This window comes from Gordonia mangrovi, assembly GCF_024734075.1.
Lineage (GTDB): Bacteria > Actinomycetota > Actinomycetes > Mycobacteriales > Mycobacteriaceae > Gordonia > Gordonia mangrovi.
The window spans coordinates 2,204,074-2,222,635 of the sequence record NZ_CP102850.1; the positions used below are offsets into that span (position 1 = coordinate 2,204,074).

Annotated in this window: 14 protein-coding genes; 5 read left to right on the top strand and 9 right to left on the bottom strand. The window is 68.3% G+C overall.

The genetic code is table 11. From position 1 onward, the window contains the following. Positions 1–172: 172 nt before the first annotated feature. From rsmG to NWF22_RS10100, 4 genes are all read left to right on the top strand, one after another. Complete coding sequence (gene rsmG / locus NWF22_RS10085) at positions 173–919, top strand: 16S rRNA (guanine(527)-N(7))-methyltransferase RsmG (protein WP_160901588.1); 747 nt, start codon at positions 173–175, stop codon at positions 917–919. A gap of 143 nt (positions 920–1,062) precedes the next feature. Further along, positions 1,063–2,010 carry a ParA family protein gene (locus tag NWF22_RS10090; RefSeq protein ID WP_160901589.1) on the top strand — a complete coding sequence of 316 codons (948 nt, stop codon included), beginning with the start codon at positions 1,063–1,065 and terminating at the stop codon, positions 2,008–2,010. A gap of 176 nt (positions 2,011–2,186) precedes the next feature. Beyond that, positions 2,187–3,257: a ParB/RepB/Spo0J family partition protein gene (locus NWF22_RS10095; protein ID WP_160901590.1), complete on the top strand. Its 1,071-nt coding sequence runs from the start codon at positions 2,187–2,189 to the stop codon at positions 3,255–3,257. 141 nt (positions 3,258–3,398) lie between these two features. Further along, on the top strand, positions 3,399–4,232 hold the full coding sequence (locus NWF22_RS10100) for a hypothetical protein (protein ID WP_160901591.1): 834 nt from the start codon (positions 3,399–3,401) through the stop codon (positions 4,230–4,232). Positions 4,233–4,269: 37 nt separating this feature from the next. On the opposite strand, the gene NWF22_RS10105 is transcribed toward NWF22_RS10100, so the two are convergent. The 6 genes from NWF22_RS10105 to NWF22_RS10130 form a co-directional block, all read right to left on the bottom strand. Further along, complete coding sequence (locus tag NWF22_RS10105; protein WP_160901592.1) at positions 4,270–5,448, bottom strand: N-acetylmuramoyl-L-alanine amidase; 1,179 nt, start codon at positions 5,446–5,448, stop codon at positions 4,270–4,272. 205 nt (positions 5,449–5,653) lie between these two features. Next, positions 5,654–5,992 carry a thioredoxin gene (gene trxA, locus NWF22_RS10110; protein ID WP_160901593.1) on the bottom strand — a complete coding sequence of 113 codons (339 nt, stop codon included), beginning with the start codon at positions 5,990–5,992 and terminating at the stop codon, positions 5,654–5,656. 72 nt (positions 5,993–6,064) lie between these two features. Next, positions 6,065–7,057: a thioredoxin-disulfide reductase gene (gene trxB / locus NWF22_RS10115; protein ID WP_160901594.1), complete on the bottom strand. Its 993-nt coding sequence runs from the start codon at positions 7,055–7,057 to the stop codon at positions 6,065–6,067. A gap of 156 nt (positions 7,058–7,213) precedes the next feature. Then, positions 7,214–7,975, bottom strand: a complete 762-nt coding sequence (locus NWF22_RS10120) for an RsmA family anti-sigma factor (RefSeq protein WP_160901595.1) — start codon at positions 7,973–7,975, stop codon at positions 7,214–7,216. A 136-nt stretch (positions 7,976–8,111) separates the two neighbouring features. Continuing rightward, on the bottom strand, positions 8,112–8,672 hold the full coding sequence (sigM, locus tag NWF22_RS10125) for an RNA polymerase sigma factor SigM (RefSeq protein ID WP_160901596.1): 561 nt from the start codon (positions 8,670–8,672) through the stop codon (positions 8,112–8,114). Between the two features lie 125 nt (positions 8,673–8,797). Then, the gene (locus NWF22_RS10130) at positions 8,798–9,484 is read right to left on the bottom strand and encodes a TetR/AcrR family transcriptional regulator (RefSeq protein ID WP_160901597.1); all 687 of its coding nucleotides are present in this window, start codon (positions 9,482–9,484) and stop codon (positions 8,798–8,800) included. Between the two features lie 157 nt (positions 9,485–9,641). Between NWF22_RS10130 and NWF22_RS10135 the strand changes: the two genes are divergently transcribed. After that, positions 9,642–10,622 (top strand): sterol desaturase family protein, encoded by a 981-nt coding sequence (locus tag NWF22_RS10135; protein ID WP_160901598.1) that lies wholly within the window; start codon positions 9,642–9,644, stop codon positions 10,620–10,622. Between the two features lie 17 nt (positions 10,623–10,639). On the opposite strand, the gene murJ is transcribed toward NWF22_RS10135, so the two are convergent. Genes murJ through NWF22_RS10150 form a run of 3 tightly spaced genes read right to left on the bottom strand, consistent with a single transcriptional unit; the run spans position 10,640 to position 18,532 of the window. Next, positions 10,640–14,536 (bottom strand): murein biosynthesis integral membrane protein MurJ, encoded by a 3,897-nt coding sequence (gene murJ, locus NWF22_RS10140; protein WP_160901599.1) that lies wholly within the window; start codon positions 14,534–14,536, stop codon positions 10,640–10,642. Next, a complete protein-coding gene (locus NWF22_RS10145) occupies positions 14,533–17,346 on the bottom strand; it encodes a hypothetical protein (protein WP_202398449.1) in 2,814 nt (937 codons plus the stop codon). Before NWF22_RS10145 ends, murJ begins: the two co-directional genes overlap by 4 nt. Then, the gene (locus NWF22_RS10150) at positions 17,339–18,532 is read right to left on the bottom strand and encodes an NUDIX hydrolase (protein WP_258321379.1); all 1,194 of its coding nucleotides are present in this window, start codon (positions 18,530–18,532) and stop codon (positions 17,339–17,341) included. The genes NWF22_RS10145 and NWF22_RS10150 overlap by 8 nt, the downstream gene beginning before the upstream one ends. Between the last annotated feature and the right edge of the window lie 30 nt (positions 18,533–18,562).

An 18,562-nucleotide genomic window follows, 5' to 3' on the forward strand; every position in this document is an offset into this window, starting at 1 on the left:
ACTTTCGTCGTCTCCGGGGAGAATCACATTCATGTAGTTCGCACGGCGAGGTAGTTCGAAGGGAGAGGTCGATGGCTCCGCGACTTGGGTACGTTTCACGTGAAACCTTCACGCCCAGGTTTCACGTGAAACAGGCTATGGCGCGACCGGAGAGAGTCAGAGCAGTGAGAGGATGTTTCACGTGAAACGCGTCGACGAAGGAGAGATCCCATCCGCACCGGCCGCGGCGTCTGAGGTCTTTGGGCCCGCCATCGATCGGGCCGAACGCTACTGTGCTGCGTTGGCGACGGACGGGGTTCTTCTCGGCCTGATCGGTCCCCGAGAGGTGCCGCGGCTATGGGAACGACACATACTCAACTGCGCGGTGCTGGGCGAGGTCATCGAGAGCGGCGAGAGCGTCGTGGACATCGGCAGCGGCGCGGGCCTGCCGGGTATTCCGCTGGCGCTGACCCGACCCGACCTGTCGATAACGTTGGTCGAGCCGTTGCTTCGTCGGAGTGACTTCCTGGATCGGATGGTTGCTGATCTCGATCTCGATGTGCGGGTGATCCGAGGGCGCGCCGAGGAGAAGGCGGTGCGTGCGGATATCGCAGGCGCCGACGTGGTGACCTCCCGCGCCGTCGCTCCCCTGGAGCGGCTGTCGAAGTGGTCCGCTCCCCTGATCCGGGACGGCGGCCGCTTGGTCGCGATCAAGGGATCATCGGCGGCCGACGAGATCGAGCGCGACGCCGGTGTCGCGCGCCGTCACGGAATCGTCGATCTGCACGTGCAACAGTGCGGCAGCGGGGTACTGGACATACCGACCACCGTCGTCATCGGTCGCAAGCACGACGACGGACCAGGCGGCAAACAGGCGAAGAGGCCGGGTGCCGGTCGGGTGGCGAAGCGACGTGCGCGTCGGTCAGATCGGAAGGGGTGACCGGATTGGTGTGGAGTCGGCGAAGGGCGCAGAATGGACGGCAGGCTGGGGATCGGTCGGGAGCCGCCGATGTCGCCGACACCGGGGGCGGTCAGATCGACCACGGTGTCAATGGATACGAAGTCGGGCGAAGGAGTCCAGGCGTGGTCGAACAGGACCGAAGCGTTTCACGTGAAACAACCTCAGAGGCAAGCCCCTCCCCAAGTTCGGTCCCCGGGTTCGATGACACCCCGATTGCGGCTGCCGCAGCGCGCGCGAGTCAGGTGCTGACGCCCGGTGGTGCCGGTGAGCTCCCCCATCCTCCATCGCCCCGCATCATCACCATCGCGAATCAGAAGGGTGGGGTCGGCAAGACAACCACCACGGTGAACATCGCTGCCGGGCTCGCGCTGCATGGCCTCGGAGTCCTCGTCATCGATCTCGATCCGCAGGGCAACGCAAGCACCGCGCTCGGTATCGACCACCGCGCGCCGGACATCGCGTCGGTGTACGAATTGCTGCTCGGCGAGGTGTCGCTGCGCGAGACCATTCAGCAGAGTCCGAACAACGACCGTCTCCACTGCGTCCCGGCAACCCTGGATCTGGCCGGCGCCGAGATCGAGTTGGTCTCACTCGTGGCGCGGGAGAATCGTCTGCGCAACGCCATAGATGAAGGCGCGTTGTCCGATCTGGGCATCGACTACGTCCTGATCGATTGCCCGCCCTCGTTGGGTCTGCTGACGGTCAACGCGATGGTCGCCGCCAAGGAAGTCCTCATCCCGATCCAGTGCGAGTACTACGCGCTCGAGGGTGTGGGGCAGCTACTACGCAACATCGAGTTGGTGCAGGCGCATCTCAATCCCGGCCTCCATGTGTCGACCGTGGTGCTGACCATGTACGACGGGCGCACCAAGCTTGCGGATCAGGTCGCCGAGGAAGTGCGCCGGCATTTCGGTGCGACCGTGCTCAACACGATCATTCCCCGCAGCGTCAAGGTCTCCGAGGCGCCGGGCTTCGGGATGACCATCATCGAGTACGACCCGGGATCACGTGGAGCGATGAGCTATCTGGACGCCTCCCGCGAGATCGCGCTGCGCGGTGCGACGGTATGAACATCCGGAGGGTTATCCACAGTCGGTGCGGAGCGGTCGATGCGGCCGGGAATTGCAGCTCGACGTGGGGATAATATCCGGCACCATGAAGGTCGCGTTCGACGGCATCACGGCCGACGGTGTCACCGCGAACTCACCGCGAACGGTTTCACGGTGAACACAGGGAGAGGACAACAGTGAGTCAGCGAGAAACCACACAACGGCGCGGCGGCCTCGGTCGTGGCCTGGCCGCGCTCATCCCCACCGGGCCGCCGGAGGGCGACGCACCGTCGGGACCCAGACTGGGGTCCGCTGCTGCGGATGTGGTGATCGGCAAGGGTTCGGCCGCCACTCCCCCTGGCGGAACATCGTCGGCACCCGCTTCGGCAGATCGTATCGACGGTGTCGACGGGGAGGCGCTCGTCTCGGAAGACGTCGGCGCCGTGTACCGCGAGATCCCACCGGTACAGATCCAGCCGAATCCCAAGCAGCCGCGAACGGTCTTCGACGAAGAGGCGTTCGCCGAGCTGGTGCACTCCATCAAAGAGTTCGGGCTCATGCAACCCATCGTCGTGCGGCCACTGCCGGCACCGACCGACGAGGGGGTGACCTATGAGCTCGTCATGGGTGAGCGCCGCTGGCGGGCCAGCAAAGAGGCGGGCTTCGACACCATTCCGGCAATCGTGCGTGAGACCGCCGATGCCGACATGCTGCGCGACGCACTGCTGGAGAACATTCATCGTGCTCAGCTCAATCCGTTGGAAGAGGCGTCCGCCTATCAGCAGTTGCTCGATGAGTTCGGCGTCACCCACGAGGAACTCGCGAACCGTCTGGGTCGCTCACGACCGCTGATCACCAATATGATCCGGCTGCTGAAGCTGCCGATTCCGGTGCAGCGGCGCGTGGCGGCGGGAGTACTGTCGGCCGGCCATGCCCGGGCGTTGCTCTCGATGGAGACAGGGAGCGAGGCGCAGGAAGCGATGGCGGCCCGCATCGTGGCCGAGGGCATGTCGGTGCGTGCCACCGAGGAGGCCGTCACGCTCGCCAACCGCGGCGACGATCAGCCGTCCTCCCCGACCGGACCAGTCAAGCGCAAGCCGATGCAGATGCCGGGTCTCCAGGATGTTGCGGAGCGGCTCTCGGATCGACTGGACACGAGAGTTACAGTCAGTCTCGGGAAGAGAAAGGGAAAGATCGTGGTCGAGTTCGGCTCCGTGGATGATCTCGAGCGGATCGTGGGCGTGATCGATCCGCGGGGAACTTCGTGACCATGTGATTTTTCCAACCGCAGGTACCCGGTTGTTACGTCACAGTGACACTTCAGCAGCGAGGACGATGGTGAAAGCACGAAAGCTCTTGGCGCACATAACTTTCGGCGTAACCTCACATTCCTCGGGGAGGCCGGCGGTATGAGCCTCGCGGTCACTCGCCTGGATCTCGAGTCCTTCGACTCGCTACCGCTCCACACCCGTCGGTGTGTGTTCTGGGAAGTGGATCCGGGGTCGACGCGGGAGGCGGAGAAGAGCATCTTCGGTGATTTCGGTTCGTTCGAGAGTGAGTTCGACAAGGAAGCCTGGATCTCTGGGGTCTTGCTGGAGTGGGGCACGTGCGCCCAGGTCGCGATCGACGGCCAGACCGGCAAGGTGGTCGGCAATGCCTTCTATGCCCCGCCGCGGCGCGTGCCGCGGTCGACCCTCTTCCCCACCTCACCGGTGAGTGCCGACGCGGTGCTGCTGACCTCGATTCGGACCGAGCCCGGATTCGAGGAGGCCGCGCCGATTCTGCTCGACAGCGTCGTGACGGATCTGGTGCGACGAGGGGTGCGGGCGATCGAGGCGTTCGGTCTGGTCCGGATTACACCGGAGGAATCGGGACCGCACAGCGAGCCGACGCCGGCGCCGGCCGAGCCCGAAGCTGTCGCCGAACTCGGCGCCCTGGAGAGCATGTCCGAGGAGATGCGGCTGTGGGCCGACGAAGCTATCGTCGAGATCACCCGCGCCATGCACGACAGCCCGCAGGTGGGTCTGTGTCTGCGGTGCATGATCGATGCAGACTTCCTCAAGGACTCCGGGTTTGATCTGATCGCGTCACACCCCCGGTTCCCGCGATTCCGGTTGGAACTCGATGAGGGGCTCGGGTGGAAGCACGAGGTGGAACACGCTCTGGAGAAGCTGGTGGTGATGGCAGCGCTGGATCTGGCCGGCCGCGAGCGTACCGCGGTGCCGGTCGGCCGTCGCCACTGACCGAGGTGCCGTCGAGTAGCTGTGGAACTACCGCTTGTCAGCTCGAAAGACGTTCCGCGGCAAGCAGTTCCTCGAACGTGTACGTGCCGGTCGGGCGATCGTCGTTGCCCAGCAGGTACAGGCGCTTCACGGCGACCAGGATGGCCTCGGCGATCACGTCGCGCGTCTGGGCGTCGTTGAGGAGTGCGACGTCTGCCGAGTTGGTGATGTAGCCGACGTCGATGAGCGCGACGGGCATCCTGGTGAGCCGCAACACTTCCCAGGTGCGCTCGTGGGTACGGCAATCGGTGAGTGAGGTCCGTGCCACGATCTCGCGCTGGATGAAGCCGGCCAGATTGCGGCCGATGGTGGAATACGAACCGTGTGAGTTGCCGAAGTAGAACGACGCGACGCCGTGGGCCAGTTCACTGGGGTAATGACCGCAGCGCAAGGAGACCATCAGATCGGCACCGACCATGTTGGCGACGCGGGCGCGTTCGTCGTCGCCGGGCCGCCCGCGACCGTCGTGGGACAGGAAGGTCTCCATGCCGGCCGCGGCCATCCGTCCTTCGAGCCGCGAACCGAGATCCCACAGCACCGCGGACTCCGCCTCGGCCCGGGCTCCGGTCGACAGGTGGTGCAGCCCACCGGAACCCGGGTCGATCAAGATCTTCTTGCCGGAGAGTTGGGGTCCGGACCGTCGCACGTGCTCTTCCTCGCGGATGGCGTGCGGAGAGCCACCGGTGACGCGGGTGCCGAGTCGTTCCAGGGAGCGCAGTGTCGCCGGACCACAGATGCCGTCCGAGGACAGGCCGAATTCGCCTTGATACAGGCACACCGCATTGTGGGTGGTTTCGCCGAAGGTGCCGTCGACGAGGCCCGTGTAGTAGCCGAGATTCTGCAGTCGACCCTGCAGGGTGGCCACATCGTCGCCGACCATCGGTGCGGAGAGGCGATACAGCAGTACGCGCGCACCGAGTTGGTAGGAGGCCTCGCGCAACACGCGGTAGGTGGCCGGGCCGACGACACCGTCGACGATGAGACCGCGTTGTTGCTGAAATGCTCGGACGGCCCGGTCGCATGCGTCGTCGAAGACGGCCTCGGGTGGCGTCCAGCCGCTGATGGTGCCCGAGAGTGACTCCGGGGCGGGGGTCGCGGTGAGGAGCCCGAGTCCGACGAGGATGTTGCGGATCTCGGCCACGGCTGAGCCATGGTCCCCGAGGCGGAACATCGGCATCAGCAACTCCTCATCGGTTCGGTGCGGCCCGGCGGCGTGGTGCCGGCGCGTCGTGCGCCGATCCGCGCCGCACACCGGCGCAAACACCAGGCATTCTCTCAGGTCGTGACGGCACGACCAAATGATGGCGCCGCTCGGGGCGCCATCATCGGGGTCGGCGACGTTTGCAGCGGTAATCCGCCTGCCGAATCGCCAGGTAGATGTGTTATGCGGGGGATCCGACCACGTCGTCGAGCTCACGCAGCAGGGCGGCCTTCCCCTTGGCTCCGACGATGGTCTTGCTGGGCTTGCCGCCCTCGAACAGGATCATGGTGGGAATCGACATGATCTTGAAGTCACGCGCGACGGCAGGGTTCTCGTCGACGTCGAGTTTGGCGACGGTCAGCTTGTCGGCGTGATCGCGGGCGATCTCCTCCAGCACCGGCGCGACCATGCGGCACGGACCGCACCAGGTGGCCCAGAAGTCGACGAGCACCGGCTTGTCGGACATGAGTACCTGATCGGCGAAGGTGGCGTCGGTGACGGCGACGGTGTTTGCTCCCATGGGTGTCCTCCTTGTGGACTCTTCGGGCTTGTCTGGTCTGTCTGGACGGGGCGAGTGGGACCGGTTGGGACGTCAGGCCGTGGCGTCGACGACGTACATGTCGCTCTCGACCGACGGCGCGGCCACACCCTGGTCGGCCAGCCAGCGTTCGGCGTCGATCGCGGCCGAACACCCGCTGCCGGCCGCGGTGATGGCCTGGCGGTAGGTGTGGTCGACGAGGTCGCCGCAGGCGAACACACCCGGCACCGAGGTGTGGGTGGTGCGTCCGTCGACCTGCACATAGCCTTCGGCGTCGAGATCGATCTGTCCCTTGACCAGTTCGCTGCGCGGATCGTGACCGATGGCGACGAACATGCCGGTCACCTCGATGGTGCTGGTCTCGCCGGTGGCGGTGTCGGTCAGCCCCAGCGCGGTGACGGAGCCGTCGCCGACGACGGAGGTCACCGCGGAGTTGGTGACGAAGCGGATCTTGTCGTTGGCGCGGGCACGCTCGAGCATGATGCGCGAGGCCCGGAACTCGTCGCGCCGGTGGATCAGGGTGACGCTGCGCGCGAACTTGGTGAGGAAGGTGGCCTCCTCCATCGCCGAGTCGCCACCGCCGATGACGGCGATGTCCTGGTCCTTGAAGAAGAAGCCGTCGCAGGTGGCGCAGGCCGACACGCCGCGGCCGAGGAGTTCCTGCTCGTTCTCGACGCCGAGGTAGCGGGCCGCGGCACCCATGGCCAGGATCACCGCGCGGGCGCGATGCACCTCGCCACCGACCTCGACCTCCTTGATGGCTCCCTCGAGGCGAACGGTGTCGACATCCTCCATGCGGAGGTCGGCGCCGAAGCGGATGGCCTGTTCACGCATCTCGTCCATCAACGCCGGGCCCTGGATGCCGCTCTGGAAGCCGGGGAAGTTCTCCACCTCGGTGGTGGTCATCAGGGCGCCACCGAACTGGGTTCCCTCGAACACGATCGGTGCCAGTTCAGCGCGTGCCGCATAGATCGCCGCGGTGTATCCGGCCGGGCCGGACCCGATGATGATCAGGTCGTGGATCTGCTGGCTGTCTGCGTGGGTCATCCGTCCTCCGTAGTCATCGACGCGCGGGTCAGGCAGCTCCTGCGCTGCGTCGGTCTCGGCTCTGTCAACATCAGGGTAAGGGCAGATGTTCCCACCGTCCGCGCCCGTGCCTGCTGCGGCACCGGCGTGGCGTGCTCTCGTCCCGGTGACAGCGGGTCATTCGCCGATGGTGGTCCGCGAGATGGTCGACGGGTTGCCGGCGCTGCAGTCCGGTCCGACGACCAGCGCATCGAACACGCCGGCCACGCCGGTGGCGAGCAGGATGGCGACGGCGTTGTCCCGGCCCTGCAGCGACACCTGTCCGGAGCCGACGATGCCGGTGTCGGCCGAGACGCCGTTGGCGGCTGTGCATTGGCGTAGCGCCGCCTCGGAGCCGAACGGGTCGAAATCGTGGTTGCCGAGCACCGACAGCAGGGTGACCCGGTCCCCCGGCCCCGACTGGTCGGCGGTGGTCGACGGCTGGGCCTGCACCGGCGTGCTCGGCTCCGGCGAGCGCACCACGGCGACCGATATCGCAGCGACGGCGGCAACCGCCGCGGCACCGGCCGTACCCACTGCCGCCCACCTCCAGGCCCGGTGCGCACGACGTGGTGCGACGACGGTGCCGCCGGCGCCGGCGGATACTTCGGCGCTGATTCGGTCGAGCGTCTGGCGGGTCATCTCGTCGACGGCGGGTGGGACCGGAACCGGCGGGACCGGAGCATCGTGCAGGTCCTGGGTCGTGCGGTCGAGCGCCTCGAGTACCGACCGGGCGTGCGGGTCGTCGGTGAGGCGTGACCGGATGTGTGCGGCGACGTCGGGCGGCAGGGCGTCCGCATGCAGATCGGCGAGCAGGTCGACCGGATAAGGCGGCTGTGGGTAGGGCGAGGACTGAGCGGCGGATGACGTCTCGTCATTGTCTGCTCCCGGCGGGACCATCGCTGCACTCTCCCACTTCTTTGGCCATTCGATCAGCCGCCCGACCGGACGTCTGCTCGTGCTCGTCAACTTTAGGACGCACCGGGCCACGGTCCGGTTCCATCGGATCTGTGAGCAATTGTCGCCGAGTCCACGATCACCCGTCGCGCAGGTGGCCGAGGATCTGCGCGAGACGTAGTCGACCACGCGAACAGCGGCTCTTGATGGTTCCCACCGGCACGCCGAGTCGCTCGGCGGCATCCACGATCGTCATGCCCTCGATGTCGACGGCGACGACCGCTGCGCGCTGATCGGGTGGCAGGGCGTCGAGTGCGCGCCCGATCGACAGCGACAGATCCACTGCGGCCATCTGGTCACGTTCGTCGGCGTACGGCTCGACGTCGTAGGTGGGGATCGGCACGCTGAGCCGGACCCGGTTGCGCCGGATGCGGTCGAGGCAGGAGTTCACCACGATCCGGTGCAGCCAGCTCGTGACCTTCGCGTCGGCGCGGAACTGGTCGGCCATCCGATGGGCTTTGAGCAGTGCGTCCTGGAGCGCGTCGGCGGCATCGTCGCGGTTGTCGCTGGTGCGGCAGGCGACCGACCACAGGTAGGCGTGGTGTCGTTCGACGAGCACCGCGAAGGCGCCGGGATCGCCGCGCACATGGGCGAGGAGCAGGTCCTCGTCGCTGCGTGCGTCGACGCTCCCCCGAGTCATGGGAATGAAGATTAGTGGAACTGAACTGTGGATGTGCCAGTGACCTGCGCGTTGTCCACAGATCAGGGGACACCGCACACGCCTGTGGAATCCGCCGGGCGTGCCGCTCGGGGCCGGGGTCGGGTTCAGCCGAGTAGCCGCTGGTAGGCGGCCACGAACAGCTCCACGCTGACCTCCAGAATCGTGTCGAGGTCGAACAGATCACCATCGGTCACATCCCCGGGCGCGAACTCTCCTGCGGTGCCCGTGTACCAGTCCACGAGCAGCTGGGTGACCGCGCCGACGAGACCGATCGCCGCCAGCCGTTGCCGACGATCGGGCCGCCGCTCCCCCAGCGCCAGCGTCAGGATGAGGTCGGCCCACCCGTGGATCGCCGTCAGGCGTTGTCGTTCGAGGTCCGGGCTGACGCCGACGACCTCCACCAACATCACCCGGGCGCGGCGCGGCTGATCGGCCAGTGTGCCGATGAAGGCGCCCAGGGTGGCTCGCGCGACGGCCGGGGCGTCGCCGGCAGCGATGCCCGCTGCACCGGCGTCGGCGACGAAGGGGCCACCGGCGGCCACGGTGGCGGTGCGGGCGACCACGACGCAGTCCTCGTACACGGCCGCGAGCAGGGCGAACCGATCATCGAAGGACTCGTAGAAGTAGCGCTGGGTGAGCCCGGCACGGTCGCAGATCCGCTTCACCGACACGTTGGCGAATCCCTCGCTGCCGAACAGATCGAGTCCGGCGACGATGAGGTCGGTCCGCCGGCGTTCCTGCCGTTGCGCCGCGTCGGCGCCGCCGTAGCGCCGACCGCCGGTGGTGGTCATCCTGCACGCTCCTGCCGCTGCGAACACGTGGCTCCTCGAGTGGACTTCACGTGATCTGTTTACAGCACGTTATCTGACACGCTATCGTGTCAGAAATATCTGACACGTGAACATGTCAGATATGTCGGCCCGATGGCCGCCGAGCAAGGAGTGACCGGTGCTGGATTTTCTTCCCGAGGCGATGCGCGAGCCGACGGTGCTCGCCGTGCCGTTCTTCGTGACGATGGTGGCGCTCGAATGGTGGGCGGCCTGGAAGTTGGACCACACCGATCGCGAACGTCCCTCCCAGCGTGCCCAATCGGCCGGTACGCAGCGCCTCTCCGCCGAACCCGGCACGTACAACCCGCGCGACTCGCGGGCCAGTCTGCTCATGGGTGTGGTGTCGATCGGCACGAGCGCGGCATGGAAGGCGTTGGCGCTGCTCGGTTATGCGGCGATCTTCGCCTATCTGGCGCCCTGGCAGCTGCCCGCCGATGCCTGGTACACCTGGGTGATCGCGTTCGTCGGCCTCGATTTCCTGTTCTATTGGGAGCACCGACTGGCCCACCGTGTGCGGTTGATCTGGGCGACGCATCAGGCCCATCACTCCAGCGAGTACTTCAACTTCACCACGGCGCTGCGGCAGAAGTGGAACAACAGCGCCGGCATCCTGATGTGGCTACCACTCCCCCTGTTGGGTGTTCCGCCGGCCATCGTCTTTGCGGCGTATTCACTGAATCTCGTGTACCAGTTCTGGATTCACACCGAACACATCGGAAAGCTCTGGCGGCCCATCGAATACATCTTCAACACGCCATCACATCATCGGGTTCATCACGGCAGCGACAGCGAATATCTGGACCGCAATTACGGTGGCACCCTGATCATCTGGGATCGCCTCTTTGGCAGCTTCGCACCCGAGGTGCACCGACCCACCTACGGACTCACCACCCCGGTGGACACCTACAACATCTGGCGGTTGCAGACCCACGAATACGTGGCGATCGCCCGGGATGTACGGGCGGCGCGAGGATTTCGCACACGACTCGGGTTGGTCCTCGGTCCGCCCGGATGGGCACCGGCAGCAGCGTCGGCGGACGCGGTCGCGCCGCACGAGGTGCCCGGCGGCCCGAATCAGGTTGCTGTCGGCAAGAACTAGGTTGCTGTCGGCGCGGCTCAGCCGGCCATCGAGACCCGGGCGATCTCGGCCTGGAAGCCACCGCCACCGGCCGGCAGCGAGGTCAACCACACCATCACGAACGGGGCCTCGGTGGGGTTCGGGATGGTGATGGTGGTGGACGGTTGCGACACGGTGCCGGTGGCGACCTCGGTGGTCTCGGCGAAGGTGGGTTGCGCCGACGTCGCGGTCCGGATCGACACGTCGAAGCCGGGAGTGGGTGTCCGGATGGTGACGGTTGCGACGGATTGGTCGCTGCCGAGGTCGAACATCAGCCCGAGTCCATCCTTGAGGCCGCCGAAATCGGGTGAGCCACGGTAGATGTCGGTGCTCCAGGGGGGCGCGACACCACTGATCACGTTGCCCAGGTTGGCGGAACTGTCCGGCGGCTGATTGGAGAAGTCGACCAGATTCACCCGCTGTAGCGGGATGGGCGCCGGCGCGGCCGGTGGCGGCGCTGCCTCGTTCTGGGTCTCGGGGGCCGGCGGTGCGGAGGTGGTGGTGAGGATGGAGTCGATGTCGGAGGCGTCGCCGTCGGAGCCGAAGATGTTGGTCGCCCACACGATCAGCGCGATGATGACGAACAGTGCCAACAACCCGGCCCCGGCCAGCAGCGCCATGTTGCGCCGGCCCGTGTGCTCGGGCTCGGTGCCGGGTGCCGTGCGGGCCGGCGGGGGCGCCATGGTGATCGGGTCCCGGTCGGTCTCGATCGCCGGCAACATATCGGTGTTCAGGTCGATGACCGTCGCCTGATCGAGCACGTGCTGCACCGTTCCGGCCGTGCGGATCCCACGATTGCCGTCCAGGGCGCGCGCGGCGACGGCCGAGATCTCGAAGGGGGTGTCCGGTCGTGCCTCGCGGGGCTCGACCGGCGTGCCGTTCTTGTCGGGCCGCGCGATGGGCAGACCGCCGACCTCGTCGGTGGTGTCGGAGGTGGTGACCAATTGGGTGCCGGTGCGGCCGTCGAGTGGCCAGCGGGCCAGCAGCAGGGCGTAGAGCACCGCCCCCAGACCGCGGACGTCGGAGGACTTGTCGTCACCGGCCAGGGTGCCGGGGAAGGCGAGGACGGCGTTGCCGTCGGTGCTGATCCGAATGCGATCGGGGTGGTCGATGGACAGCGCACCGCCGGAGCGGTGGGTGGCCTCGGCCGCGGCGGCCAGCGCGCGCACCGCGCGTGCCGCGCCGATGGGGGAGGGTTCGGAACGGGCCACCTCGGCCAGCGACGAGCCCGTGACCCATTCGCTCACCACGATGCCGCCCGACGATCCGCGCACCACATCGAGCACGCGCGCGACCCCGGCCGAGGAGATCTGACCAAGCCGCAGCGTCCGCGACAGCACGCCCTGTGGTCCGTCATCGGTGACCTTGGCGGTCTCGCCGCGCCGTGGTGGCGGCGCGAGCTGTTCGGCGTCGACGAAGGTCAGTGCGACCTCGCGGTCGAGGTTGATGTCGCGCGCCCGCCAGAATTGCAGACCGCGGGTACCGCCGTGATGATCGAGCAGCCGGTAGCGGCCGCCGGCGACGGCCGCGCCGGGCACCAGGCGCGGACCGCGTGGACGTGCGGGGGGACCGGCCGACGGCATCCGGGTGGTGGCCGGTGCCGGCGTGGCCGGTTGGTCGGGTTTCTCTGTGTCCGAGTCTTTCTCGGTGTGACCGGAATCGCCAACGCGGTCGGCGGCAGTCTCCGCCGTCGACGTCTCGGACCGATCATCGACCCCCACCGAGCCGCCGGTGTCGGCCGGAGAGTCCGGGATGATCTCGGTGTCCTGCGTGGCACCGATCTCATTGTCAGTCACGCGCCGAGCTCCTCTCCTGCGATAGCGCATGTCGCGGGGCGCGTGGATCCGCATCTCGCCACCATCGCGGAGGCGCGCGGCTCCACCGCTGTGAACCGAGTACGACTGCCATGTGGCAGTACCCCGGTCGAATCGCCGGAGCACCTGTACTTGACCAGAGTACGGGAGCGATTCGTCTGTGGCGGTCTGCGGAAACTGAACCGTGATGGTTGCTGTCGAATCTCTTACCGGGCTCTCAGCCGGTGCCAAGGCCGGGATGAATCTGCCCAGCACGCGACGTACTGTCAGCCCGATCGAGACCACATCGGGCAGGCGGGCGACCGCCAGCCCGGCGTAGGTGACGCCGAGCACGACGACCGCCGTCAGCACCAGGTAGATCAGCGAGCCGAACTTGCCGGCCTCGGTCATCATCAGGTGCAGGCCCGACAGCTGGGCGACGGCCCACACGATGGCGCTGATGCCCACCGACACGACCAGGGTGACCGTGGTGGTCCGCGCGACATCGGTCAGCCGGGCGCCATCGAGCCGCTTTCGCAGCAGGAAGTGTCCGACCACCGCACCCACCAGATAGCCCAGCCCGTTGGACAGCGCCAGCCAGCGGACCACCAGCTCGGGATCGGTGAACAGCACCGGACCCAGCAGGGACGCGGCCACCTTGACCACGGTGATGCCCAGCACCATCACCGTCGGCGTCCATGCGTCCTCGCGGGCGTAGAACACCCGCAGCTGGACCAGCGTCATCGCGTAGGGGATGAGCGTGAACGCACCCCAGGCGAGCACCGACCCGAGCTGTGATGCGGTCTCGGCATCGAATTTGCCGAAGTTGAACACGGCGACACCGATGGCCGGACCGAAGAACGTCATGTAGGCGACCACGGGCACCAGCGCGACCATTGTCAGTCGGGTGGCCAGCGACAGGTCGTCGACGACCGCGCGGTTGTCGTCGGCGGCGGCGTTGCGCGACATCCGCGGCATGATCGCGGTGAGGATGGTGACACCGAGCACGCCGTAGGGCAGTTGCAGCAGCTGCCAGTGGGTGGCATAGACGCTGATGCCGGCGGCGTCGGCGTGCGCGGCGATGCGATAGGTGACGACCAGCCCCACCTGCAGGATCGCCACATACATGACGATGGCCACCGCCATGTTGCCGAAGCGGCGCAGTCGGGCGTCGAGTCCCCACTGCAGCTGCAGCCGGACCCCGGCGCGCTTGAGCCACGGCACCAGGATCATCGCCTGCACCACGACGCCCAGGGTGGTGCCGATGCCGAGCACCAACAGCTGCGGATCGGACATCCGCACCGGGTTGAGGGTGATCTCGCCGGGCATCGCGGCGTACAGCACCAGCGTCGCGATCTGGACGATGTTGTTGAGCACCGGTGCCCACGCGCCCGGCTTGAAGAAGCCCTTCATGTTCAGGATGGCCATGAACAGGGCCGACAGGCCGTAGAACAGGATCTCGGGCAGCAGCAGGTAGGCGAGTGCGGTGGTCAGGTCCCGGTTGACGTCGCCGTCGCCGACGTTGAGGTAGGTCAGCAGGGGAGCGGCGATCAACGAGATGACGGTGGCCGCGCCCAGGGTGACCACCGTCAGCGTGAAGATGCGGTTGATGAAGGCGCGTCCGCCGTCGTCGTCCTCGGCCTCGGCCCGCACCAGCACGGGGATGACGATGGCGGTGAGCACCGCACCGAGGACGACCTCGGCGATCATGTTCGGCAGCACGTAGGCGGCCTGGAACGCCGACGCGATGGCCGGACCGAGCATCGCGAGCACCAGGACGGTGCGCACGAATCCGGTGATGCGGCTGGTCAGCGTCGCCAGCGCGATGGAGCCGCTGGTCTTGAGGATGCTGGCGTCGGAGTCGCGCGACAGGCCGGTCGACGTCTCGTCGATGTCGACGCCCGCACGTTCACCGGCATTTGTGCCGCCGGTCGGCGTTGCACGCGGGTTGCGGGAGTCGGTGAGGGTGTCCGTTCGCGACCGTGGCGCAGCGGGCCGGCCGCGACCCGCCGGTGTGCCGCGCGGAGGCGGAGCGGACGGTGCTCCCGGCGGGATCCGTCGCGGAGTCGCCCGGCCCGACTCCGGTGGTCGCTGTTCACTCATGGCCTGTCCCCGTCACTCGAACTCGTCGTGGTCGGCTCCTGATGGTCGGGGGTCTCCTCGGGGTGCGACGCCATGTCTCGATGTTCGTGCGGGTGATGCTCGTCGGGGTGTTCGTGCCCCGGGTGTTCGGTCTGCAGGTTACGGCGGCGTTCCTGGTAGGTCGCACCGGCCAGCAGGCGATCGTGTTCGTCGGGGTCGGGACGGTCCTCGTCGGCGGGGTCGGGCTGTCCGCGGAAGCGGTGCCACAGGCGGCGCGCCACCAGCAGGACCAGCACGACCGCGGCGACGATGGTCACCCAGAACAGTGGTTTGCCGTAGGCGTTGGCATGCACCGACAGCCGGATGGGCGACCCGACGGAGATGCCGCTGGAGGTGGTCAACCCGATGGTGACGGTGATCGCCTCCTCGGAGGTCTCCGCGCGGGTCGGGAGCTGGATCTGGCGGGTGCCGCGCGCGGGGATCTCGATCACCCCGAGGTCGCCGACATCGAGTTCGGACGGTGCGTCGACGTTGATCCGCACCCGGATCGGCAGGGACAGGTCGTTGCGCACCACCAGCAGCAGTGGGCTGCGTTCGGAGGCGAGGGTGTACCGACCACCGGGGTCGAGCAGGGTCACGGCGTTGCGCATCCGCTGCAGGGTGGCGTCGACGGCGGTGACGCGGGCAGCGCGCTGCCCGCGCAGATCGGCACGCAACGCCGCCGACGCGGTGTCCGGGGTGCGGATCGCGCGCAGTAGATCCTCCCGCAGCGGGGCCACGTAGCGCTCGGGGGTCGCGGCCACGTCGGCCGAACTCATCAGGGATGCCTGGAGCTGGAACGACAGTTCGGCCGCGTCGTCCATCGTGGCGGCGACGTCGTCGGAGACGGCCATACCCAGTTCGGCGAGGGATTCGACGCCCGGTGGCTCGACCAGGCGAGCCGCCGTCACGGTCGCGCCCAGCGCGGCGCGCACCTCGGTCAGCGGTGCCGGTGCGGCGGCGCCGGCCTCGAGCAGCAGCGTCGCCGTGGTGAACAGCGCCTCGGTGTCGTCGGCGGTGGGCGACCAGTAGGTCGGCGGAACGACGAACTCGCTGCGACCTGCGGTCGGCAGACCGGTGGGGCTCGACGGGGCGGGTGCGTCGATCGCCGGGTACGCCACCGCGGCGACCGCGGCCTGTCGGCGGGCGGTGGCCGATTCGCCGGCGAACGAGACCTCCTCGTCGGCCGTCGTCAGGGGTGGCGTGGTGGGTGCGTCGCCGAGCCCGGCGAGCGCTGCGGTCACCTGGGCCTCGGTGGTCTGCACCGCCAGGTCACCCACGCGGTATCGCCCGGTGGGGTCGGCGCGCTCGGTGGCCACGCTGCTGGTCGACGTGACCGCGGCACCCATCGACGCGGACCCGAGGACCTCGGCGCCGGTGGTGTCGATCGCACCGAGCGCCGGCACCGTGAGGCCGCGGACACTGCGCACACCGAGCACGGTGTCGACGACATCGGCGGGACCGGACAGGGCCGCGTCGGTCAGCCCGGAGTCGTTGATCCGGGACAACGACGTGAGGTCGGCCTGCGCGAACGGCAACGCGACCACACACATCCGGCCGGCGAGTTCACGCAGTTCGGTCAGCCACTGCAGGGCGGCGGGCTGGCCGGTACCCGGCGTGGTCGGCGACGTCGGGTCCATCGGATCCGACGACACGACGTAGCCCAGCGACATCGCCCGCACGGTCACCAACAGGTCGGGGTCCACCGCCAGGCACATACTCTGCGCCAGTCGGGATTGGGCGTTCTGGGGGGCTGCGGAGGTCGGCGGGCCGGCCTCTCCCGAGGCCGGAGGCATCGACGCGGCGGGGTCCGTCGGTTCGGCCGGGGCACTGGCCCCGGGCGCCGGCGGCTCGGGTGCCGGGGGAGTCGGCGTCGGTTCGGCGGCGGCACCGGCCACCGACCGGGCGGCGTCGAGCAGTGTGCGCAACCGGCCACCGTCGGACAGGGAGCGGGCCATGGCCTCGCCGACCAGGCGGACCGGTTCGGTGTTGCCCCCCAGCACGCCGGGTGTGAGCTGCGGCGGCGCGGCCAACGGCCACAGCATGGTGAGTTGCGCCGGACTCGACAGATTCGCCGAGACCGACCCGTCGGAGCCGAGGTCGCCATCGATGTTCGCGTCCCCGACGTCGGTGCTGGGGTCGACGTACTGATCGGCCCGCGCGGCGTTGGGAGGCAGCGACAGCACGGGCAGCAGTGTGCGCGATTGTGCGAGCTTGGCGGCGTTGCCGTAGTCGGGGACGCCGTTGACGTTGACGGTGAGCGGGAACACTCCGGTGCGCTGGATGTCGAGGCCGTCGGCCGCCGACAGCTGAGTGGTGACGCTAAAGGTGTCCGACTCGCCGGGGGTGAGTTCGTCGGTGATGGGGCGGAATGCGGTGGCCGCGCTCACGGGCACCGGGGTCACCGCGAGACTGCTGCGCAGTCCGTCGGCGTCGGCGACCGCGTCGCCGCGTTCGAGCCGGATCGACAGGTCGGCCAGATCGCGGTCGCCGATGTTGTGCACGGTGCCGCTCACCGTGACGTCGGCGCCGCCGCCGCTGGTGACGATCGACGGGGTGATCTCGTCGATCGTCAGACGCAGGAAGGAGCCGATACCGCCGGTCGATGTGCCGGCCTCGTCATCGGCGACGGGTGCGGCGCCGGCCGGACCGGCAGGCGCGAACACGGCCAGTCCGCAGGAGACGACCACGAGTGCGAGCACGGCGACGAACACAGCGGGGATGAACGCAGCGGGACCATGCGCGGATCGGCGGAGAAGCAGCGGGAACGGGAACGGTGCAGGCTCAGGCATCGCCGGCCGGTGGGCGCCGCGGCCGCCGCCGCCGTCGACGCGACCGCGCCGGTGGCAACGGCTCGTTGCGGCGCTGGTTGCGGGCGGCTGCGGCTCTCTCATAGGCGTTGGGTTCGGTGCGGATGCTCTCGGCCTCGGACTGGGCCAACCGGGTCGGGTCGGCGGCGAGATCGGCGATCACGCCGCGGGCCATCCGGGCCAGTCGCCGCTCGTCAGAGTACGTGAGCTTGCGGGGCAACTCCTCGAGCGGCACCCACGCCACCTCGCTGACCTCGTAGTCGGCATCCGACAGTTCGCCGCCGATGCTGCGCAGCAGGTAGTGGTGCACGGTCTTGTGGATTCGGCGACCCTCGCTGACGAACCAGTAGTCGATCTTGCCCAGCGGTGCGACCACGGTGCCGCTGATCCCGGTTTCCTCCGCGACCTCGCGGATCGCGGTCTGCTCCGCGGTCTCCCCGGTCTCGATATGACCCTTGGGCAACGACCACATCATTCGGCCCCGACGGTCCATGCGGCCGATGAGTGCGGCACACAGTTCTGCGTCCGGCAGGTCCAGATCGGAGATGACCAGGCCGCCCGCCGACGTCTCGCGCACGGTGCGCAGCCGCTCCTGGTTGCGCTCGGTCCCCTTGCCGCCGCTGCGGCGCCGGTTCGTCGATTTCGACGTCGTCGACGTCGCCTCGGCGCCGACCGCCGGGTGGGTCAAACCGGTCTTGGTGACCTTCGCGGTCACCGCGACCAGGTCGGAGGGTTTCGGCGGCGAGACCCGCGAGTGCGTCGGCCGCAGCTCCTCCTCGACGTGGCCGGCGGTGCCGGACCTCTTGGGCATCTGTCCGGGATTGGGCGTGTCACGTCGTTCGGCGGCGGGTTTCTCGTCGCGGGCCGGCTCGGTCGCGCCCGGATGTGGCGGCCGTCGCCCGCGGCGCCGTCGCCCGCGTCGTCCCCGGCGCCCGGTGCCGCCCGAGTCGTCGGTCGTGGTGGATCCCGCGCCGGTTCCGCCGCCGTTGCCGCGGGAGTTCGCGCGGGCGAGGTCGGCCGGGGTGACCCGGTGACCGGTGCCAGAATCGGACGATCTGGCCGAATCCTGGCGCCCGGAATCGCGGCGGCCGGCGCCGTTGGGACCACGCGAACCCGCCATGACGTCGTCGGAGACGTCAGAGGGGTCGGTGGACGGGTCGGCGGACACGTCTCCGATGCTAGCCGCTGGCAACCTGGC